Raw genomic sequence first — 20421 nt, 5'->3', positions numbered from 1 at the left:
CGGTTACAGCGTAGAATTTCCCGATATAAATACACTACTGTCATCAGCACGTCATCGTACCGTGAGAGTTTCCGAGCGTCCTTTCGAATCATCGCCCGAATCACCCCCTACCCTGCCGATGTCCGTCCGTTATCCGCTTCTCAATCGTGAACTCGGCATCCTCGGTTTCAACGAGCGCGTGCTGGCCCAGGCAGCCGATCCTCAAGTCCCGTTGCTCGAGCGCCTCCGCTTCATCTGCATCACCAGCAGCAATCTCGACGAATTCTTCGAAGTCCGGATGGCCGGCCTGCAGGAGCAGATCCGCGACAACCCCGGCGCACTGACGCCCGACGGCATGTCGTTACAGCATGCTTACGACCTCGTCGTCGAACGCGCGCAGCGGCTCGTCCATCGACAGTACACGATGCTGCACGAAACCGTGCTGCCCGCGCTCGAACAGGAAGGCATCTACTTCCACGCGAGCGACACGTGGAACGACGAGCAGCTCGAATGGGCGCGGAACTACTTCCTCGACGAGCTGCTGCCCGTGCTGACGCCGATCGGCCTCGATCCCGCCCACCCGTTCCCGCGCGTGCTGAACAAGAGCCTGAACTTCGTCGTCGAGCTCGAAGGCCGCGACGCATTCGGCCGCCTGGCCGTGATGGGCATCGTGCAGGCGCCGCGCGCGCTGCCGCGCGTCGTGCGCATGCCGCACGCGCTGTCGGGCTTCGAGCACGGCTTCGTGCTGCTGAGCTCGTTCATGCAGCGCTTCGTCGGCGAACTCTTCCCGCAACTCGTCGTGAAGAGCTGCAATCAGTTCCGCATCACGCGCAACAGCGAGCTGTTTGTCGACGAGGACGAAATCACGAACCTGCGCGTCGCGCTGCAGGGCGAACTGCCCGCGCGCCACCTCGGCAATGCGGTGCGCCTCGAAGTGTCGGCCGACACGCCGCCGCACATCGTGCGCCGCCTGCTCGAGGAAAGCGAACTCGGCGAGAAGGACTGCTATCGCGTGGCCGGATCGGTGAACCTCGTGCGGCTGATGCAGATTCCCGATCTCGTCGACCGCCCCGACCTGAAGTTCACGCCGTTCACCGCGTCGACCCCGGCCGCGATCACGAACGCGCCGACGATGTTCGACGCGATCGACAACGGCGACATCCTGCTGCACCACCCGTACGAGAGCTTCCAGCCGGTGCTCGAACTGCTGCAGCAGGCCGCGAAGGATCCGAGCGTCGTCGCGATCAAGCAGACGATCTACCGCACGGGCACCGATTCGCCGCTGATGGACGCGCTGATGGAAGCCGCGCGCAACGGCAAGGAAGTGACCGTCGTCGTCGAACTGCTCGCGCGCTTCGACGAGGAAACCAACATCAACTGGGCGTCGCAGCTCGAAGCAGTCGGCGCGCATGTCGTGTACGGCGTGGTCGGCCACAAATGCCACGCGAAGATGATGCTGATCGTGCGGCGCGTCGTACAGGCCGGCAAGGCTTCGCTGCGCCGCTACGTGCACCTCGGCACCGGCAACTATCACCCGCGCACCGCGCGCCTCTACACCGACTTCGGGCTGATGACGGCCGACCAGAAGATCTGCGAGGACGTCCATCACGTGTTCCAGCAACTGACCGGCATCGGCGGCGAACTCACGCTGCACGAGCTGTGGCAGTCGCCCTTCACGCTGCATCCGCGCATCATCGACGCGATCCGCGCGGAGATCGACAACGCGCGCGCCGGCAAGCGCGCGCGCGTCGTCGCGAAGATGAACGCGCTGCTGGAGCCGACGGTGATCGCCGCGCTGTACGAAGCGTCGCAGGCCGGCGTCAAGGTCGACCTGATCGTGCGCGGTGTCTGCGCGCTGAAGCCCGGCGTGCCGGGGCTGTCGGAAAACATCACCGTGCGCTCGATCGTCGGCCGCTTCCTCGAGCACCACCGGATCTACTATTTCCACGCGAACGGCGCCGAGGACGTCTATCTGTCCAGCGCCGACTGGATGGACCGCAACCTGTTCCGCCGCGTCGAAGTCGCGTTCCCGATCCGCGATCGCAAGCTCAAGCGGCGCGTGATCGCCGAAGGCCTGTCGGTGTGCCTCGGCGACAACCAGTCGGCATGGCAGATGCACAGCGACGGCCACTACCGTCGGCGCCGCGCCGGCAAGACGATCCGCAACGCGCAACTCGGGTTGCTCGCGAAGTTCTGCTCCTGAACCGGCAGCGCGGCGCCAACAAAAAAGCGCAGCCCGCGGGCTGCGCTTTTTTGTTGCGGATCCGGCATCCGCCACTCGTCGAACGAGCGACGGATGCCGCTACGCGATCATGCCTCGTACGCAGCCGGCCGAATCGCGATGATGCGCGAGCCCGGGAACCGTGCGGTGAACGTGCTGCCGCGCCCTTCCTCGCTCTGCACGTACAGGTGCGCGTCGTGCCGCTGCAGCACGTGCTTGACGATCGCAAGCCCGAGCCCCGTGCCGCCCGTATCGCGCGAACGGCTGCGGTCGACGCGATAGAAACGTTCGGTGAGCCGCGGCAGGTCGGCGGCCGGAATCCCGAAGCCGCTGTCCGTGACGGAAAACACACCCTGCGCGCCTTCACGCCGCCACGTCACGACGATCTTGCCGCCTTCCGGCGTATAGCGGATCGCGTTGGTGACCAGATTCGCGAACGCGCTGAACAGTTCCGTCTGCGCACCGGTGACACCGAGCGTCTCGTCGATCGTGAACGCGATGTCGTGATGCCCGTTCGACAGCGTCTGCGCGTCCTCCTTCAGATGGTCGAACACGGCGCGCATGTCGATCGCGCGATCGAGCGGCGGCTTGCTCTCGCCCTCCAGCTTCGCGAGCACCAGCAGGTCGGTCACGATGTGCCGCATCCGCGATGCCTGCTGCTCCATCATCTCGAGATAGCGCGCGCGGTCTTCCTCGTTCAGCGGCAGCTCGCGCATCGTCTCGAGGAAACCCGACAGCACGGTGAGCGGCGTCTTCAATTCGTGCGACACGTTCGCGACGAAGTCACGTCGCATCGCATCGGTCCGCTCGAGCTCGGTGATGTCCTGCGTGAGCAGCAGCTTGCGATTCTCGCCGTACGGAAACACCTGCACTTCCAGCACGTTCTGCCGCGAGTCGCCCATCCCGCGCATCACGAGTGTCTCGTCGTAATGCTGCGCGTTCAGGTAGCGAACGAACTCGGGATGGCGAACCAGGTTCGTGATGTGCTGGCGCAGGTCGCGCTTCGCGTCGAGGCCGAAATGGACCTCGGCGATCGCATTGCACCACTCGATCTGGTCGTGGTCGTCGAGCATCGCGACGCCGTTCGGCGACGCCTGGATCGCCTGGATGAAACGCGAATGCTGCTGCTCGACCTGCCGCACCTGCGCGTGCCACTGCTTTGCAAGCTTGTGCAGACGGTAATAGATCTCGCCCCAGATGCCCGGCGCACTCGGCACCTCGCCATAGACCGGTGCATCGAGCAGCCGCCACAGACGCTGCGTATGAAAGGTGCTGAAAAAGCCCTGCGCGACCAGCATCACGACCACGAACACGAGGCCCGCGGTCGGGCCGGCGAAGACGCCGACCAATACGCCGATCAGCACGAGCAGCACGAGCGACACCAGAAAGCGCGCCCAGATGATGTTCATGATTCAGCGTCCGAAAGAATGAACAGCATGCCGTGGCACACGGCATGCGTGGATACGTTACGCGTGCTTGGCGAGCCGGTAGCCGCTGCCGCGCACGGTCTCGATCATCGCATCGCAGCCGGCCGGTTTCAAGGCCGCGCGCAATCGTTTGATGTGCACGTCGACGGTGCGCTCCTCGACGAATACATGGTCGCCCCACACCTGGTCGAGCAGTTGCGTGCGGCTATGCACGCGCTCCGGATGCGTCATGAAGAAGTGCAGCAGGCGGAACTCGGTCGGGCCGAGATCGAGCTTGATCTCGCTGCCTTCCGCATGCGCGGCGACGCGATGCGTGGCCGGGTCGAGGCGCAGCCCGTTGATCGACACGACGTCCTCGGTCAACTGCGGTGCGCGACGGCGCAGCACGGCCTTGATCCGCGCCATCAGCTCCTTCGGCGAGAACGGCTTCGTCACGTAGTCGTCCGCGCCGATTTCGAGGCCGAGCACCTTGTCCTGCTCGTCGCCGCGTGCAGTCAGCATGATGATCGGGATGTGCTTGGTCCGTTCGTTGTTGCGCAGGTCGCGCGCGAACGCAATACCGGACTTGCCCGGCAGCATCCAGTCGAGCAGCACGAGATCGGGCAGCACGTCGCTGATCAGGTTTTGCGCCTGTTCGGCGTTGTACGCCCGAATCGGGCAGTGACCGGCGTGCTGGAGATTCACCGAGATCAGTTCGGAAATCGCGGGCTCATCTTCAACGACGAGAATGTTGCTGGGCATCGGCACCTCTATTCTTCCTGTACGGAGTCGATTAACTGTTGGCTTCGCGATCGAGCGTGTCGCGCGGCTGGTGCCGCACGTCGGTGCCCTTCACGATGTAGATGATGAATTCGGCGATGTTCTTCGCGTGGTCGCCGATCCGCTCGATCGCCTTCGCGATGAACAGGTATTCGAGGCCGACCGAGATCGTGCGCGGATCTTCCTGCATGTACGACACGAGCTTGCGCACGAATGCACGGAATTCCAGGTCGATTTCCTTGTCGTCCTTGACGATCTGCGCGGCGGCCACCGTATCGAGGCGCGCAAACGCGTCGAGCGCGCGGCGCAGGATCGTCACGGCCATCTCGCCCGACACCTTGATCTCGGCGATGTTGACCGTGCGCGCAGCCGGCTCGTCGACCAGGCGGCGTACACGCTTCGCGATCTTCTCGGCCTCGTCGCCTGCGCGCTCGAGGTTCGTAATCGTTTTCGAAATCGACATCAAAAGGCGCAGGTCACGCGCGGCAGGCTGCCTCCGCGCGATGATGTTGCCGCACTCCTGGTCGATGTCGACTTCCATCGCGTTCAGCGTTTCCTCGGCCGCGATGACCTTCTCGGCCGTATCGCGATCGAATTCGTTCAGCGCGTGCATCGCACCGACGATCTGCGACTCGACGAGCCCGCCCATTTCCAGCACTTTCGACGACACGGCATTCAGGTCCGCGTCGAACTGGCTCGACAGATGTTTATCCGACATGGCTGTTGTTCTCCGTCATCAGCCGAAACGGCCGGTGATGTAGTCTTCCGTTTCCTTGCGCACCGGCTTGATGAAGATCTTTTCGGTCTCGCCGAATTCGATCAGCTCGCCCAGGTACATGTAGGCCGTGAAATCCGAGCAGCGTGCGGCCTGCTGCATGTTGTGCGTGACGATCACGACCGTGTAGTCGCTCTTCAGCTCCGCGATCAGCTCTTCGATGCGGCCCGTCGAGATCGGGTCGAGTGCCGAGCACGGTTCGTCGAGCAGCAGCACTTCCGGACGGATCGCAATGCCGCGCGCGATGCACAGACGCTGCTGCTGGCCGCCCGAGAGGCCGTAGCCGCTCTGGTTCAGCTTGTCCTTCACTTCGTTCCACAGCGCCGCCTTCGTGAGCGCCCACTCGACGCGGTCGTCCATTTCCGAGCGCGTGAGCTTTTCGAACATCTTCACGCCGAACGCGATGTTGTCGTAGATCGACATCGGGAACGGGGTCGGCTTCTGGAACACCATGCCGATACGCGCGCGCAGCAGCGAGATGTCGCGCTTCGTCGTCAGCAGGTTCTCGCCGTCCATCAGGATTTCGCCTTCGGCGCGCTGCTCCGGATAGAGCGCGAACATCTTGTTGAACGTGCGCAGCAGCGTCGACTTGCCGCAACCCGACGGGCCGATGAACGCCGTCACCTTCCCTTCGGGAATGCTCAGGTTGATGTTCTTCAGCGCATGGAACTTGTTGTAGAAGAAGTTGAGGTTGTTGACCTCGATCTTCGCGTTCAGCGGCTCCAGCGGACGGCCGTGCGCCGCATCTTGCGTGCCGGCGGGCGCTGCAGTGCGCTCGACGGGATTCAGGTGGCTTTCTGCCATATTCATCGGATTGCTCCGCCGTTACTTTTTCGAGAAGATCGAGCGCGCCAGGATGTTGAGTCCGAGCACCCCGAGCGTAATCAGGAACACGCCCGCCCATGCGAGCGACTGCCATTCCGCGAACGGGCTCATCGCGAACTTGTAGATCGTGACGGGCAGGTTCGCCATCGGCTGGCTCATGTCCCACGAGAAGAACTGGTTCGACAGCGCGGTGAACAGCAGCGGCGCCGTTTCGCCGGCGATCCGCGCGATGGCGAGCAGCACGCCCGTCACGATCCCGCCGACCGATGCGCGCAGCGTGATCTTCAGCACCATGCGCCACTTCGGCGTACCGAGCGCGAAGGCCGCTTCACGCAGCGCGTTCGGCACGAGCTTCAGCATGTTCTCGGTCGTGCGGATCACGATCGGAATCTGCAGCAGGGCGAGCGCGATCACGCCCGCCCAGCCCGAGAAGCGCCCCGACTTCGCGACGACGATCGCATACACGAACAGGCCGATGACGATCGACGGCGCGGACAGCAGGATGTCGTTGATGAAACGGATCGTGCTCGCCAGCAGGTTCTTCTGGCCGTATTCGGCGAGATAGACGCCCGCGAGGATGCCGATCGGCGTGCCGACCAGCGTGCCGAAACCGCACAGCAGCAGGCTGCCGACGATCGCGTTCGCGAGACCGCCGCCTTCCGTGTTCGGTGCCGGCGTCGATTCCGTGAACAGTTGCAGCGACAGGCCGCTCACGCCGAGATGCACCGTCGTGTAGAGAATCCACACGAGCCACAGCAGGCCGAAGGCCATCGCGCCGAGCGACGCGGCCAGCGCGATCGCGTTGACGGCCTTGCGCTTGCGCTGCAGGCGATTGCGCATCGCGTCGAGCACGGCGCCGTCCGGACCCGGGAAATTCATGATGGGCTCGCTCATTTCTTGCCCTCTCCCTTCTCGAGACGAAGCAGCAGCAGTTTGGAGATGGACAGCACGATGAACGTGATCACGAACAGGATCAGGCCGAGTTCCATCAGCGCGGACGTATGCAGGCCCGGTTGCGCTTCCGCGAATTCGTTTGCCAGCGCCGACGTGATGCTGTTGCCCGGTGCGAACAGCGACACGCTGTCGAGCAGGTTCGTATTGCCGATCACGAAGGTCACGGCCATCGTCTCGCCGAGCGCGCGGCCGAGGCCGAGCATCACGCCGCCGATCACGCCGGTCTTCGTATAGGGCAGCACGACCCTCCACATCACTTCCCAGGTCGTGCAGCCGATGCCGTACGCCGATTCCTTCAGCAGCACGGGCGTGACTTCGAACACGTCACGCATCACCGATGCGATGTACGGGATGATCATGATCGCGAGAATCACACCGGCTGCCAGGATGCCGATACCGATCGGCGGGCCGGCGGTAAGCGGGCCGAGAATCCACACGTCCTTGAACAGGTGGCCGAGCGGCTTCTGGAAATATTCCGCGAAGATCGGCGCGAACACGAGCAGGCCCCACATGCCGTACACGATCGACGGAATCGCGGCGAGTAGTTCGATCGCGATCCCGAGCGGGCGGCGCAGCCAGACGGGCGACAGCTCGGTGAGGAACAGCGCGATGCCGAAGCTGACCGGCACGGCGATGACGAGCGCGATGATCGACGTCACGATCGTGCCGTAGATCGGCACGAGCGCGCCATAGATGTCCGAGTTGGGATCCCACTCGGATTGCCACAGGAAGCCGAGGCCGAACTTCTGGATAGTCGGCATCGACGCGATGATCAGGGAAACGATGATCCCGCCGAGCAGCAGCAGGGTCACGATGGCGGCAAGCCGTGCAAGACCGCCGAATACGACATCCCCGACGCGGCTCGGCGCGCGTTGCTGCGCAACGTCGGCGGACCGTGAGGACGTATAGGAAATATCAGACATGGGTGCCTGCTTTTGATTGCCGGGCGCCGTAACGCCCGGCTTTACCGCACACACTGCCCGACCGGCACGGCCGGGCAGCGAACCGCTGCAATACTTACTCGGCGGCGACCGACTTGCCCGAAGCGTCCGTCACCTTCGCCTTCCACTGCTTGCGGATTTCCACTTCGACTGCCGGCGGCAGCGAAATGTAGTCGAGGCTGTCAGCAGCCTTCTCGCCGTTCTTGAACGCCCAGCTGAAGAACTTCAGCGTTTCCGCGCCCTGCTCCGGCTTTTCCTGCTTCGCGTGCAGCAGCACGAACGTCGCGCCGACAACCGGCCATGCTTCCTTGCCCGGCTGGTTCGTCAGGATCTGGTAGAACGACTTCGACCAGTTCGCGCCAGCAGCGGCTGCCTTGAACGTCTCCGTCTTCGGCTCGACCACCGTGCCCGTCGAATTCTTCAGGGCCGTGTAGACCATGTTGTTCTTCTTCGCGTACGCCCATTCGACGTAGCCGACTGCGCCCGGCAGACGCTGCACGAAGGCCGCGACGCCATCGTTGCCCTTGCCGCCCGTGCCCGTCGGCCAGTTGACCGTCGTGCCTTCGCCGACCTTCGACTTCCACTCGTCGTTGACCTTCGACAGGTAGTTCGTCCAGATGAAGCTCGTGCCCGAACCGTCAGCGCGGCGAACCACGGCGATGTCCGTGTCCGGCAGCTTGACCTTCGGGTTCAGCGCGGCGATCGCCGGGTCGTTCCACTTCTTGATCTTGCCGAGGTAGATGTCGCCGAGCACCGGGCCCGACAGCGTCAGTTCACCGGCCTTCACGCCCGGCACGTTGATGACCGGCACCACGCCGCCGACCACCGTCGGGAACTGGAACAGGCCTTCCTTCGCAAGCTCGTCATCCTTCAGCGGAGCGTCCGAACCGGCAAAATCGACCGTCTTCGCGACGATCTGCTTCAGGCCGCCCGACGAACCGATACCTTGGTAGTTGACCTTCGCGCCGCCGGTCTGCTGGTAGTCAGCAGCCCATTTCGTATAGATCGGCATCGCGAACGTGCTGCCTGCGCCCGTGATGTCGGCAGCGTGAGCGGCGACGGCGAAAAGCGCGCCAGCCAGGCCGGCAATCGCGGTTTGCATCAATTTCATGAGACCTCCAGTGTGTGAGCGGATGACTACGGCACCGCGAAGGTTAGGGGCTCCTCATGACGGTAATGTGACAATCGATGAAACTGGCGTGACAGTAACATGACTGGTTGAAAGGGAGTATCGGGTGCGGCGCACGCGGCACCCGGACGGCGCCGGAACGGCGATGGCGGCAAGAATTGCCTGCCTGGAAGATGGCGTTGCGCAACGTGCAACGACGGGGCAGCTACCCGTTTCACGTGTGTGCGAGCGGATCGTAGCGCAGTGTCGGCGGCACGAAAAGCCTCGGCTCGCGGCTGGCTCGACATCAGGGGTCTGACGATTTTTCGACCCTGGAATGCGGTGGTCGACGAACCCTTCTTATAGATAACGCAAACCTTTGCGTCTGACGAAATCGCGGCGCCCCGAAGGCGCCGCATGCCGGCTCAGCGGAAAGCCGGCGCGCGGGCGTTTGACCGCTCCGCGCCGGGTCTGCGCGTCAGGTCGTCGCCGCGCGTACCGCGTCGGCGATCGTCTCCGCATGGCGGACCGCGTCGGCCGCCTGCTGCGCTTCGACCATCACCCGCAACACAGGCTCCGTGCCCGATGCGCGGATCAGCACGCGGCCGCTGCCGGCGAGCGCGGCTTCGGCGGCGTCGATCGCGGCGCGAATCGACGTGCTGCCCTTCCAGTCGGCGCCCGGCTTCATCCGCACGTTGATCAGCTTCTGCGGGAACAGCGTGACGCCGTCGAGCATCTGCGCGAGGGTCTGGCCGCCGCGCTTCAGCGCAGCCAGCACGAGCAGCGCCGACACGATGCCGTCGCCGGTCGAGTGGCGATCGAGCGACAGGATGTGGCCCGAACCTTCCGCGCCGAGCTGCCAGCCGTGCTCGCGCAACTGTTCGAGCACGTAGCGATCGCCAACCGCCGCACGGACGAACTTCACGCCCTCGCGCTGCAGCGCGACTTCGACCGCGAGGTTCGTCATCAGCGTGCCGACCGCGCCTTCGACCTTGCCGTCGGTCGCGATCCGGTCCTTCACGAGCACGTAGAGCAGCTCGTCACCGTTGTACAGGCGACCGGTTGCGTCAACGACCTGCAGGCGGTCCGCATCGCCGTCGAGCGCGATGCCGAGATCGGCGTGGTTCGCGCGCACCGCGCGCACCAGCGCGTCCGGCGCGGTCGCACCGACGCCGTCGTTGATGTTGAAGCCGTTCGGCGCGACGCCGATCGGGATCACGTCCGCGCCGAGTTCGTGGAACACATGCGGCGCGATCTGGTACGCGGCGCCATGCGCGCAGTCGATCACGAGCTTCAGCCCGCGCAGGTTGAACGCGGCCGGAAACGTGCTCTTGCAGAATTCGATGTAGCGGCCGGCCGCATCGTCAAGGCGGCGGGCCTTGCCGAGACCGTCGGACGACGCGCATTCGAGCGGCTTGTCGAGCCACGCTTCGATCGCGGCTTCGGTGTCGTCCGGCAGCTTGTTGCCGTCAGCGGAGAAAAACTTGATCCCGTTGTCGTGATACGGGTTGTGCGATGCGCTGATCACGACGCCCGCCGACAAGCGCAGCGCGCGCGTCAGGTACGCGACGCCCGGCGTCGGCATCGGGCCGGCCAGCATCACGTCGACGCCGGCCGCCGAGAACCCGGCCTCGAGCGCGGCTTCGAGCATGTAGCCCGACACACGGGTGTCCTTGCCGATCAGCACGGTCGGACGCGAGCCTGCCGCGACCTCGGCCGAACTGGCCAGTACCTTGCCGGCCGCGTAGCCGAGACGCAACACGAAATCCGGCGTGATGGGTGCGTCGCCCACCGTGCCGCGAATGCCGTCCGTGCCGAAATATCGACGTCCCATGGGGTCCTTCCTCCTTCGTTTTCTGACTTATCGTTGCCGTGCGGCTTCGCGCACGGTATTCCAGATTTTCAGCGCATCGACCGTCGCCGCGACGTCGTGCACGCGCACGATCGCCGCCCCGCGCTCGACCGCGCACAATGCAGCCGCCACGCTCGCCGCGACGCGCTCCATCGGCGGCTTGCCGCCGATCACGGCGCCGAGCATCGACTTGCGCGACATGCCCGCGAGTATCGGATACGCGCGCCCGTCGGGCCGCGCGGGTGCCGTGTCCGGCAACGCGGCCAGCAGCGCGTAGTTGTCGTCGACGACCGCCTTGCCGAACCCGAAACCGGGATCGACGCAGATCCGTTCCGGCGCAATCCCGGCCTCGCGCAGCGCCTGCGCGCGCTCGGCGAGAAAATCGCGCACGTCGGTCACGACGTTGCCGTAGTCGGGTTCGCCGACCTGCATCGTCTGCGGCTCACCGAGCATGTGCATCGCACACAGCCCGCAGTTGCCGTCGCGCACCGCGTCGATCGCGCCCGACTGGCGGAACCCCCAGATGTCGTTGATCAGGTCGGCGCCTGCAGCGAGCGCCGCGCGCATCACGGCCGGCTTGTAGGTATCGATCGACAGCGGCACGTTCAGCGGCTGCAGCGCTTCGACGAGCGGGATCACGCGCGCGAGTTCCTCGTCCAGCGGCACGGGCGGTGCGCCGGGGCGCGTCGATTCGCCGCCGATATCGAGGAGATCGACGCCTTCGGCAATCATCCGCTCGGCCTGGCGCAGCGCATCGTCGCGCGCGAGGAAGCGGCCGCCGTCGGAGAACGAATCGGGCGTGGCGTTGAGGATGCCCATCACCAGCGGGCGCTCGAACGTCAGTTCGAAACGGCCGCACTGGAGCGGCGCGGGAATGAATGGGGAAACAGCGGAATCGGACACGAGCAACTGGCGTGAATGAATGCAAAACGGGCCGGTGTGAAGCCACACCAGCCCGTGAACGGCGCTAAAGCGCTAGAGCGGAGATTATGCCGCCGGCGAAGCAGGTGCCGGCGCGTTGCCGGGCTTCACCTCGGCGCTGCTGCCACCACCGGACGAATCGCCGCCGACAGCCGGCGAACTCTTCGGCGAGCGCGGCGGACGGCCTTCCATGATGTCGTTGATCTGGTCGGCGTCGATCGTCTCCCACTCCATCAGCGCGGCGGTCATCGCTTCGACCTTGTCGCGATTCTCGTCGAGCAGGCGGCGCGCAAGGCCGTACTGTTCGTCGAGCACGCGGCGGATTTCCGAATCGACCTTCTGCTGCGTCGCTTCCGAGATCGTGCGCGTGAAGCCACGGCCGAACGGCGATGCATCGTTCTCGTCGTCGACGTAGACCATCGGCCCGAGCGCGTCGGTCATGCCGAAACGGGCCACCATCGCGCGTGCCGTCTGCGTTGCCTTGTTGAAGTCGTCCGATGCGCCGGTGCTGACGAGGTTCATGAACAGCTCTTCCGCCACCCGGCCACCGAACAGGATCGCGAGGCGATCCATCAGGTAGTCCTTCGAGTACGTTTCGTTGTCATGCTCCGGCAACTGCCACGTGACACCCAGCGCACGACCGCGCGGAATGATCGTGACCTTGTGCACGGGGTCGGCCTTCGGCAACAGCTTCGCGATCACCGCGTGGCCCGACTCGTGATACGCGGTCGCGCGCTTCGCTTCCTCGCGGATCACGGCCGACTTGCGCTCCGGACCCATGAAGATCTTGTCCTTCGCGTCCTCGAAATCCTGCATCTCGACGATGCGCTTGCCGCGGCGTGCCGCAAACAGCGCAGCCTCGTTCACGAGGTTCGCGAGATCGGCGCCCGAGAAGCCCGGCGTGCCGCGTGCAATGACTGCCGCATCGACGTCGTTCGAGATCGGCACCTTGCGCAGGTGCACGCGCATGATCTGCTCGCGGCCGCGGATGTCCGGCAGGCCGACATAGACCTGACGGTCGAAACGGCCCGGACGCAGCAGCGCCTTGTCGAGCACGTCCGAACGGTTGGTTGCGGCAATCACGATCACGCCCGAGTTCGCCTCGAAGCCGTCCATCTCGACGAGCATCTGGTTCAGCGTCTGTTCGCGCTCGTCGTTACCGCCGCCCATGCCGGCGCCGCGATGACGGCCGACCGCGTCGATTTCGTCGATGAACACGATGCACGGTGCATGCTTCTTCGCCTGCTCGAACATGTCGCGCACACGAGCCGCGCCAACGCCGACGAACATTTCGACGAAGTCCGAACCGGAGATGCTGAAGAACGGTACCTTCGCTTCACCCGCGATTGCGCGGGCCAGCAGCGTCTTGCCGGTACCCGGAGGGCCGACGAGCAGCACGCCGCGCGGAATGCGACCGCCCAGCTTCTGGAATTTCTGCGGATCGCGCAGGAAGTCGACGAGCTCGGACACTTCTTCCTTCGCTTCGTCGCAGCCCGCGACGTCGGAGAAGTTCACCGCGTTGTTGTTCTCGTCGATCAGCCGCGCTCGCGATTTGCCGAACGAGAACGCGCCGCCTTTGCCGCCCCCCTGCATCTGCCGCATCATGTAGAACCAGAACACGATGATCAGGATCGTCGGCCCGAGGTAGTACAGCGCGGACATCAGCGCGTTCGGCTCGTCATCGGCCTTGCCGCTGACCTGCACGCCGTACTTCATCAGATCGCCAACCATCCAGATGTCGCCGGGCGACACGATCTGGTATTTCTGGCCATCAGCCGGAGTGACGGTGAGGTTGCGCCCCTGAACGATGACGTTCTTGACCTTGCCGTTCTTGGCGTCGTCCATGAACTGCGAATAGGACACGCCTTCCTGGACGCGGGGCTTGTCGAACTGCTTGAACACCGTAAACAGCACCAGTGCGATCACCAGCCACACCGCTGCCTTCGAAAACATATTGTTGTTCAAAGCACCACTCCTTCACTCGTAGACGAGCGCCTACATTTTCCTTGCGGCGCCCCTCGGTCATTCTAATCCAGTCCGACCACCCTCGCCATAAGCATTGACAACCGCCGCGATAGCGCTTCGCTTGTCTGGCAAGGGCCGGAGCCCGTTTGCGGCACCCCGCCGCGCATCAGCGCGGACGTTTCAGATGCCGACCCAAAATGAACGTTTCGGACGATTTGTCGCGGGACGCCTTCGGCTTGCGCGGCGCGACGATCTTAAACTGCTGTTTGAATTTCTCGACGATCTGGCTGTAGCCGCTGCCGTGAAAACATTTCACGAGCAGCGCACCGTCCGGCGTCAGATGATTCTGCGCGAATTCGAGCGCCAGATCGCACAGATGCTCGATGCGCGCCGCGTCCGCCGAGGCCACGCCGGAGAGGTTGGGGGCCATGTCGGAAATAACAAGGTCTACCGCGCGCCCTTCGAGCAATTCCTCGAGCTGGTGAAGGACTTCATCCTCGCGGAAGTCGCCCTGGAGGAAGTGGACATCGGCGATCGGCTCCATCGGCAGGATGTCGAGCGCCACGATCGTGCCGTCGATGCCGCCTTCGCGTTCAGCGTCACGCTTCTTGCCCTGCGCGAGCTTGTTGCGGGCATACTGGCTCCAGCTGCCCGGCGTCGCGCCGAGGTCGACGATCACCTGGCCCGGACGGATCAGCTTGTCCTGCTCGTCGATTTCCTTCAGCTTGTACGCGGCGCGCGCGCGATAGCCCTCCCGCTGCGCCATTTTGACGTACGGGTCGTTGATGTGGTCGTGCAGCCAGTGCTGGTTGAAGCGGTTTTTTGCCATTCGAGAGAGAGATTGCTGCCAATTGCTTCGTGAAGCCGCGCTTTTAGCGGATAATACGCGTCTTATTCGCGCGGCTGCGGCCCCTTTTCAGGCCCAAGCCGCGATTTTACGTGGTTTCGGCGCACGACTGACGCGGTAACTTCCCGCAATCGCTATTCAGTCAGCGCGCCCTTATTTAGATTTCGACATTTCCATGCCCGCCCTTTCGCTTTCTCCCGCCGAGCGCTCCGCGCTGCGCTCCCAGGCCCATGCGCTCAAGCCCGTCGTGCTGATCGGCGCCGAAGGGCTGACCGACGCCGTGCTGAAGGAAATCAAGGTGCACCTCGGCGCGCACCAACTGATCAAGATCCGCGTGTTCGGCGACGAGCGCGACGAGCGCATCGCGATCTACGACGAGATCTGCGATCGCCTGAGCGCGGCGCCGATCCAGCACATCGGCAAGCTGCTGGTGATCTGGAAGCCCGAAGCCGCCGCAGCGGCTCCGGCCCGCGGCCGTCGTGCCGGCACGCTGCCGAGCGCGGCCGAAGTCGCCGACGACAAGAAAGGCCGTGCACCGCGCACCGTCAAGGTCGTCAAGGTGTCGCCGAACGCGAGCCCCGTGCGTCGCCCGAAGCCGACGAAGGTCGTCGTGCGCGGCAACGAGCGCGTGACGGCAGGCGGTAACGTGAAGCGCGCCAAGAAGCGCCAGGCCAGCACGAAGCGTCCGTTCCAGGACAAGTAAGCATCGGGGCGGCGCGGGTGCTCCGTGCCGCCGCCCTGCCCGCGGGCCCGGCATCCACCGGGCCTGCGCGGTACTCGCCTCAGGCGTCGCGCGCCGGCAGACGCCAGATCAGCATCAGCCCCAGCACGCTCTCGACGAGATAGAACACGCTCGAGACGCCGTGCAGCATCCCGAAGCGGCTCGCATACGGCGAGTTCGCGATATCGGTGCCCGCGTCCATCGCAGCCACCCGCAGCGCGTTCATGAACGGCTGCAGCGCGAAATACCCGACCAGCACGCATACGACCATCGCGGCGACGACCCAGCGCACGCGGCGATATTCGCTGCTGCCGCGCCGCACCTGCTGGTTCGACAACGCGAGCAGCAGCACGCCGCACACGACACCGAGGATCGCCTCGATACGGAACAGCTGGGCGGCGACCGAGCCGGCCGTCATCCGCTCCAGCGACTTGAACAGCACGGGCGCGACCGCATACCCGATCGTCAGCAGGCTGCCGACCCACACGGCCGACAGCAGACGGAACACGCGATGCGGCATCACGTCGCCCCGCTTCAGATGTAGCTGACCGAGATGATTTCGTACTCGCGCACGCCGCTCGGCGCCTGCACGGCCGCGACGTCGCCTTCGGACTTGCCGATCAGCGCGCGCGCGATCGGCGAGCTGACCGAGATCAGGCCGTGATCGATATCGGCTTCGTCGTCACCGACGATCTGGTACTTGACGGTGTCGCCCGACTCGAGATCCTCGAGTTCGACAGTCGATGCGAAAACCACACGGCCTTCGGCATCGAGCACGGTGGGATCGATGACCTGCGCGGCCGACAGCTTCGATTCGAGTTCCGCGATACGACCCTCGATGAAGCCCTGCTTTTCCTTCGCGGCATCATATTCGGCGTTTTCGGACAGGTCGCCCTGTGCGCGGGCCTCCGAGATCGCGTTGATCACGGCCGGCCGCTCAACGGACTTGAGGCGCTGCAATTCATCGCGCAGGAGTTCCGCGCCACGCTTTGTCAACGGAATGGTGCTCATAAACGGCTCAATCGCTAAAAACGGCTATAAAAAAAATCACCGCGATTAAGCGCGTTTCCGATGCACTGGAAACACCGCCTAATCGCGGCACGTGATGCTTCGACAGGTAACTGACTGCTTAGTTTAGGCGAGCGTGAAGACCTTGTAAATCATAGACTTCCAGATCCTTCAGGTAGCGCAAACCTTCGACCGCCGCGCGCGCGCCCGACATCGTCGTGTAGTACGTGACCTTGTGCGCCTGCGCGCTCATGCGGATCGAACGCGAATCGGCGATCGCCTGGCGCGTTTCGTCGACCGTCGTGAACACGAGTGCGATCTCGCCGTTCTTGATCATGTCGACGATGTGCGGACGGCCGTCCTTCACCTTGTTCACGACCTTCACCGGCACGCCGGCCGCTTCGATCGCGGCAGCCGTGCCCTTCGTTGCGACGATCGGGTAGCCGAGGTCGTGCAGCATGCGCGCGACTTCGACCGCCTTCGGCTTGTCGGCGTCCATCACGGTCAGCAGCACCGTGCCCGACTCCGGCAGGCGCGAACCGGCCGCGAGCTGCGACTTGAACAGCGCTTCGCCGAACGTCTGGCCGACACCCATCACTTCGCCGGTCGAACGCATTTCAGGCCCGAGGACCGGATCGACGCTCGGGAACTTGACGAACGGGAACACCGCTTCCTTCACGCTGAAGTACGGCGGCTCGACTTCCTTCGTCACGCCCTGCTGCGCGAGCTTCTGGCCGACCATCGCACGCGCCGCGATCTTCGCGAGCGGCAGGCTGGTCGCCTTCGACACGTACGGCACCGTGCGCGATGCGCGCGGGTTCACTTCCAGCACGTAGATGATGTCCTGCTTCGAACCGTCCGCCTGCGGCACCTGCTGGATCGCGAACTGCACGTTCATCAGGCCGACCACGTTCAGCGCCTTCGCCATCGCGCCCGTCTGGCGCTTCAGCTCGGCAACGGTTTCCTTCGACAGCGAGTACGGCGGCAGCGAGCATGCCGAGTCGCCCGAGTGGACGCCTGCCTGCTCGATGTGCTCCATCACGCCGCCGATGAACACGGCTTCGCCGTCGCAGATGCAGTCGACGTCGCACTCGATCGCGTCGTTCAGGAAACGGTCGAGCAGCACCGGCGAATCGTTCGACACCTTCACGGCTTCGCGCATGTAGCGCTCGAGGTCGCGCGGCTCGTGGACGATTTCCATCGCGCGGCCGCCCAGCACGTACGACGGGCGCACGACCAGCGGATAGCCGATTTCAGCGGCCAGCGCGAGCGCTTCGTCTTCGGCGCGCGCGGTGCGGTTCGGCGGCTGGCGCAGGCCGAGGTCCTGCAGCAGCTTCTGGAAGCGTTCGCGGTCTTCGGCCGCGTCGATCATGTCCGGCGACGTGCCGACGATCGGCACACCGTGCGCCTCGAGGTCGAGCGCGAGCTTCAGCGGCGTCTGGCCGCCGTACTGGACGATCACGCCGACCGGCTTTTCCTTGTCGACGATCTCGAGGACGTCTTCGAGCGTCAGCGGCTCGAAGTACAGGCGGTCGGACGTGTCATAGTCGGTCGACACCGTTTCCGGGTTGCAGTTAACCATGATCGTTTCGTAGCCGTCCTCGCGCATCGCGAGTGCCGCGTGCACGCAGCAGTAGTCGAACTCGATGCCCTGGCCGATCCGGTTCGGGCCGCCGCCCAGCACCATGATCTTCTTGTTGGTGGTCGGCTGCGCCTCGCACTCTTCCTCATAGGTCGAGTACATGTACGCGGTCTTCGTCGCGAACTCGGCCGCGCAGGTGTCGACGCGCTTGTAGACCGGGCGCACGTTGAGTTCGACGCGGCGCTTGCGGACGTCTTCCGGGCTCGCGCCGAGCAGCTTCGCGAGGCGGCGGTCGGAGAAGCCGCTCTGCTTCAGATAGCGCAGCTCGTCGAACGACAGCGACGCGAGCGTGCGGCCGCCCAGCGCCTTTTCCTTCAGGATGATCTGCTCGATCTGCTCGAGGAACCACGGATCGATCGCGGTTTCCGCGTAGATTTCCTGGGCCGTCATGCCGATGCGGAATGCATCGCCGACATACCAGATGCGGTCCGGGCCCGGCTCGTGGATCTCGATCGCGATCTCGTCGCGGTTGGTCGACTTCTCGTCGAGACCATCGACACCGACTTCGAGGCCGCGCAGCGCCTTCTGGAACGATTCCTGGAACGTGCGGCCGATCGCCATCACTTCGCCGACCGACTTCATCTGCGTCGTCAGGCGCGAATCGGCTTCGCGGAATTTCTCGAATGCGAAGCGCGGGATCTTCGTGACGACGTAGTCGATCGTCGGCTCGAACGACGCCGGGGTCTGGCCGCCGGTGATTTCGTTCTTCAGCTCGTCGAGCGTGTAGCCGACTGCCAGCTTCGCCGCGACCTTCGCGATCGGGAAGCCCGTTGCCTTCGATGCGAGCGCCGACGAACGCGACACGCGCGGGTTCATTTCGATGACGACCATGCGGCCGTCCTTCGGGTTGATCGAGAACTGCACGTTCGAGCCGCCCGTGTCGACGCCGATCTCGCGCAGCACCGCGAGCGATGCGTTACGCAGGATCTGGTATTCCTTGTCGGTGAGCGTCTGCGCCGGCGCGACCGTGATCGAGTCGCCGGTGTGCACGCCCATCGGGTCGAGGTTCTCGATCGAGCAGACGATGATGCAGTTGTCGGCGCGGTCGCGCACGACTTCCATCTCGTATTCCTTCCAGCCGAGCAGCGATTCTTCGATCAGCAGCTCGCGCGTGGGCGAGAGATCCAGGCCGCGCCTGCAGATCTCTTCGAACTCTTCGCGGTTGTAGGCAATGCCGCCGCCCGAGCCGCCGAGCGTGAACGACGGACGGATCACGACCGGGTAGCCGCTGCCGCCGGTGAGCGCCATGATCTCGGCGTGCACCTGGGTCGCTTCTTCCATCGAGTGCGCGACGCCCGACTTCGCGGAACCGAGACCGATCTTGGTCATCGCGTCCTTGAACTTCTGGCGGTCTTCCGCCTTGTCGATCGCTTCCGGCGACGCGCCGATCAGCTCGACGCCGAACTTCTCGAGCACGCCGTGGTGGTGCAGGTCGAGCGCGCAGTTCAGCGCGGTCTGGCCGCCCATCGTCGGCAGGATCGCGTCCGGGCGCTCCTTCTCGATGATGCGCGCGACGACTTCCCACGTGATCGGCTCGATGTAGGTCACGTCGGCCGTATTCGGGTCGGTCATGATCGTCGCCGGGTTGCTGTTGACGAGAACGACCTTGTAGCCCTCCTCACGCAACGCCTTGCAAGCCTGCGCGCCCGAATAGTCGAACTCGCACGCCTGGCCGATGATGATCGGGCCGGCGCCGATGATGAGGATGCTCTTGATGTCTGTGCGTTTTGGCATGGCTGTGAATTCAATAAGTAATCGTTGTCGTGGGTCGGCCGGCTGCGCTCAGCTCATCGTGGCGAGCGCGAGCTTCACCGAGAATCCGATGAACAGGCCGCCCACGCTGCTCGCCGCGCCTGCTGCAAGCTTGCGGCGGCGGCGGAAGTGCTCGGCAAGCCGCGCACCCGCGAAGATCAGCGTGCTCAGGTACAGGAAGCTCGCGCATTGCGCGATCGCCCCGAGCACGACGAACGACAGCGCGGGATGCGGGAATGCCGGGTCGACGAACTGGATGAAGAACGAGATGAAGAACAGGATCGCCTTCGGATTCAGCAGGCTCACGATCAGCGCCTTGCGGAACGGCCGCTCGCCGTCGACCGCGGGCGGCGCATCGGCCGGCGCGTGGGCCGGCGCGCGAAGCTTCTGCCACGCGCTGCGCAGCATGCCGGTGCCGATGTAGAGCAGATACGCGGCGCCGCCGTACTTGACGACGGAGAACAGCAGCGGATTCGCCTTCAGCAGCGACGCGACGCCGGCGGCGGACAGCACCATCAGCACCGTATCGCCGACGAACACGCCGCACGCCGCGCGATAGCCGGCCTTCACGCCGCGCTGCGCCGCGAGCGACAGCACGTACATCGAGTTCGGCCCCGGCAGCAGGATGATGAAGATCACGCCGAACACGTAGGTCCAGATATCCGTGATGCCGAGTGCGTGGCCGAACATGATGCGAATCTCCCGTCCTTCGGTTGCGTCGTTG

17 protein-coding genes are annotated in these 20421 nt (G+C 64.6%); 2 read left to right on the top strand and 15 right to left on the bottom strand.

The genetic code is table 11. The annotated features are described in order from the left end of the window. Positions 1-118: 118 nt before the first annotated feature. Positions 119-2182, top strand: a complete 2064-nt coding sequence (ppk1, locus tag BCO18175_RS19350) for a polyphosphate kinase 1 (RefSeq protein WP_174983240.1) — start codon at positions 119-121, stop codon at positions 2180-2182. Between the two features lie 107 nt (positions 2183-2289). Here ppk1 and phoR read toward each other — a convergent pair whose 3' ends face one another. The 11 genes from phoR to BCO18175_RS19295 form a co-directional block, all read right to left on the bottom strand. Then, the gene (gene phoR / locus BCO18175_RS19345; RefSeq protein WP_174935416.1) at positions 2290-3609 is read right to left on the bottom strand and encodes a phosphate regulon sensor histidine kinase PhoR; all 1320 of its coding nucleotides are present in this window, start codon (positions 3607-3609) and stop codon (positions 2290-2292) included. Between the two features lie 57 nt (positions 3610-3666). Then, positions 3667-4368 (bottom strand): phosphate regulon transcriptional regulator PhoB, encoded by a 702-nt coding sequence (phoB, locus tag BCO18175_RS19340; protein WP_027787869.1) that lies wholly within the window; start codon positions 4366-4368, stop codon positions 3667-3669. Positions 4369-4399: 31 nt separating this feature from the next. Continuing rightward, positions 4400-5104, bottom strand: a complete 705-nt coding sequence (phoU, locus tag BCO18175_RS19335) for a phosphate signaling complex protein PhoU (RefSeq protein WP_174983237.1) — start codon at positions 5102-5104, stop codon at positions 4400-4402. An 18-nt stretch (positions 5105-5122) separates the two neighbouring features. Beyond that, the gene (pstB, locus tag BCO18175_RS19330) at positions 5123-5971 is read right to left on the bottom strand and encodes a phosphate ABC transporter ATP-binding protein PstB (RefSeq protein ID WP_069247653.1); all 849 of its coding nucleotides are present in this window, start codon (positions 5969-5971) and stop codon (positions 5123-5125) included. A gap of 15 nt (positions 5972-5986) precedes the next feature. Next, positions 5987-6880: a phosphate ABC transporter permease PstA gene (pstA, locus tag BCO18175_RS19325; RefSeq protein ID WP_174983236.1), complete on the bottom strand. Its 894-nt coding sequence runs from the start codon at positions 6878-6880 to the stop codon at positions 5987-5989. After that, complete coding sequence (pstC, locus tag BCO18175_RS19320; RefSeq protein ID WP_174983234.1) at positions 6877-7863, bottom strand: phosphate ABC transporter permease PstC; 987 nt, start codon at positions 7861-7863, stop codon at positions 6877-6879. Before pstC ends, pstA begins: the two co-directional genes overlap by 4 nt. Before the next feature lie 94 nt (positions 7864-7957). Continuing rightward, a complete protein-coding gene (gene pstS, locus BCO18175_RS19315; protein WP_166963134.1) occupies positions 7958-8992 on the bottom strand; it encodes a phosphate ABC transporter substrate-binding protein PstS in 1035 nt (344 codons plus the stop codon). A gap of 475 nt (positions 8993-9467) precedes the next feature. Then, positions 9468-10823, bottom strand: coding sequence for a phosphoglucosamine mutase (gene glmM / locus BCO18175_RS19310; protein ID WP_174983232.1), 1356 nt, complete (start codon positions 10821-10823; stop codon positions 9468-9470). Between the two features lie 27 nt (positions 10824-10850). After that, positions 10851-11744 (bottom strand): dihydropteroate synthase, encoded by an 894-nt coding sequence (gene folP, locus BCO18175_RS19305; RefSeq protein ID WP_438820504.1) that lies wholly within the window; start codon positions 11742-11744, stop codon positions 10851-10853. Between the two features lie 84 nt (positions 11745-11828). After that, a complete protein-coding gene (gene ftsH / locus BCO18175_RS19300) occupies positions 11829-13727 on the bottom strand; it encodes an ATP-dependent zinc metalloprotease FtsH (protein WP_174951848.1) in 1899 nt (632 codons plus the stop codon). A gap of 166 nt (positions 13728-13893) precedes the next feature. Then, the gene (locus BCO18175_RS19295) at positions 13894-14556 is read right to left on the bottom strand and encodes an RlmE family RNA methyltransferase (protein WP_174983228.1); all 663 of its coding nucleotides are present in this window, start codon (positions 14554-14556) and stop codon (positions 13894-13896) included. Between the two features lie 193 nt (positions 14557-14749). Between BCO18175_RS19295 and BCO18175_RS19290 the strand changes: the two genes are divergently transcribed. Then, on the top strand, positions 14750-15277 hold the full coding sequence (locus BCO18175_RS19290) for a YhbY family RNA-binding protein (protein WP_174915264.1): 528 nt from the start codon (positions 14750-14752) through the stop codon (positions 15275-15277). A gap of 79 nt (positions 15278-15356) precedes the next feature. Here the strand turns inward: BCO18175_RS19290 and BCO18175_RS19285 are convergent, their stop codons facing one another. The 4 genes from BCO18175_RS19285 to leuE all read right to left on the bottom strand — a co-directional run bounded on the left by BCO18175_RS19285 (position 15357) and on the right by leuE (position 20387). Beyond that, the gene (locus BCO18175_RS19285) at positions 15357-15815 is read right to left on the bottom strand and encodes a DUF4149 domain-containing protein (RefSeq protein ID WP_174915306.1); all 459 of its coding nucleotides are present in this window, start codon (positions 15813-15815) and stop codon (positions 15357-15359) included. Positions 15816-15829: 14 nt separating this feature from the next. Next, a complete protein-coding gene (gene greA / locus BCO18175_RS19280; protein ID WP_011351601.1) occupies positions 15830-16306 on the bottom strand; it encodes a transcription elongation factor GreA in 477 nt (158 codons plus the stop codon). A gap of 118 nt (positions 16307-16424) precedes the next feature. Continuing rightward, positions 16425-19679: a carbamoyl-phosphate synthase large subunit gene (carB, locus tag BCO18175_RS19275; RefSeq protein ID WP_174969471.1), complete on the bottom strand. Its 3255-nt coding sequence runs from the start codon at positions 19677-19679 to the stop codon at positions 16425-16427. Between the two features lie 48 nt (positions 19680-19727). After that, positions 19728-20387, bottom strand: coding sequence for a leucine efflux protein LeuE (leuE, locus tag BCO18175_RS19270; protein ID WP_174915262.1), 660 nt, complete (start codon positions 20385-20387; stop codon positions 19728-19730). Positions 20388-20421: the final 34 nt, after the last annotated feature.

The organism is Burkholderia lata (genome assembly GCF_902499335.1).
GTDB classification, from domain to species: Bacteria; Pseudomonadota; Gammaproteobacteria; order Burkholderiales; family Burkholderiaceae; genus Burkholderia; species Burkholderia lata_B.
The sequence above is the reverse complement of the archived record's forward strand: the minus strand, read 5'-3'. Positions and strand labels throughout refer to the sequence as shown.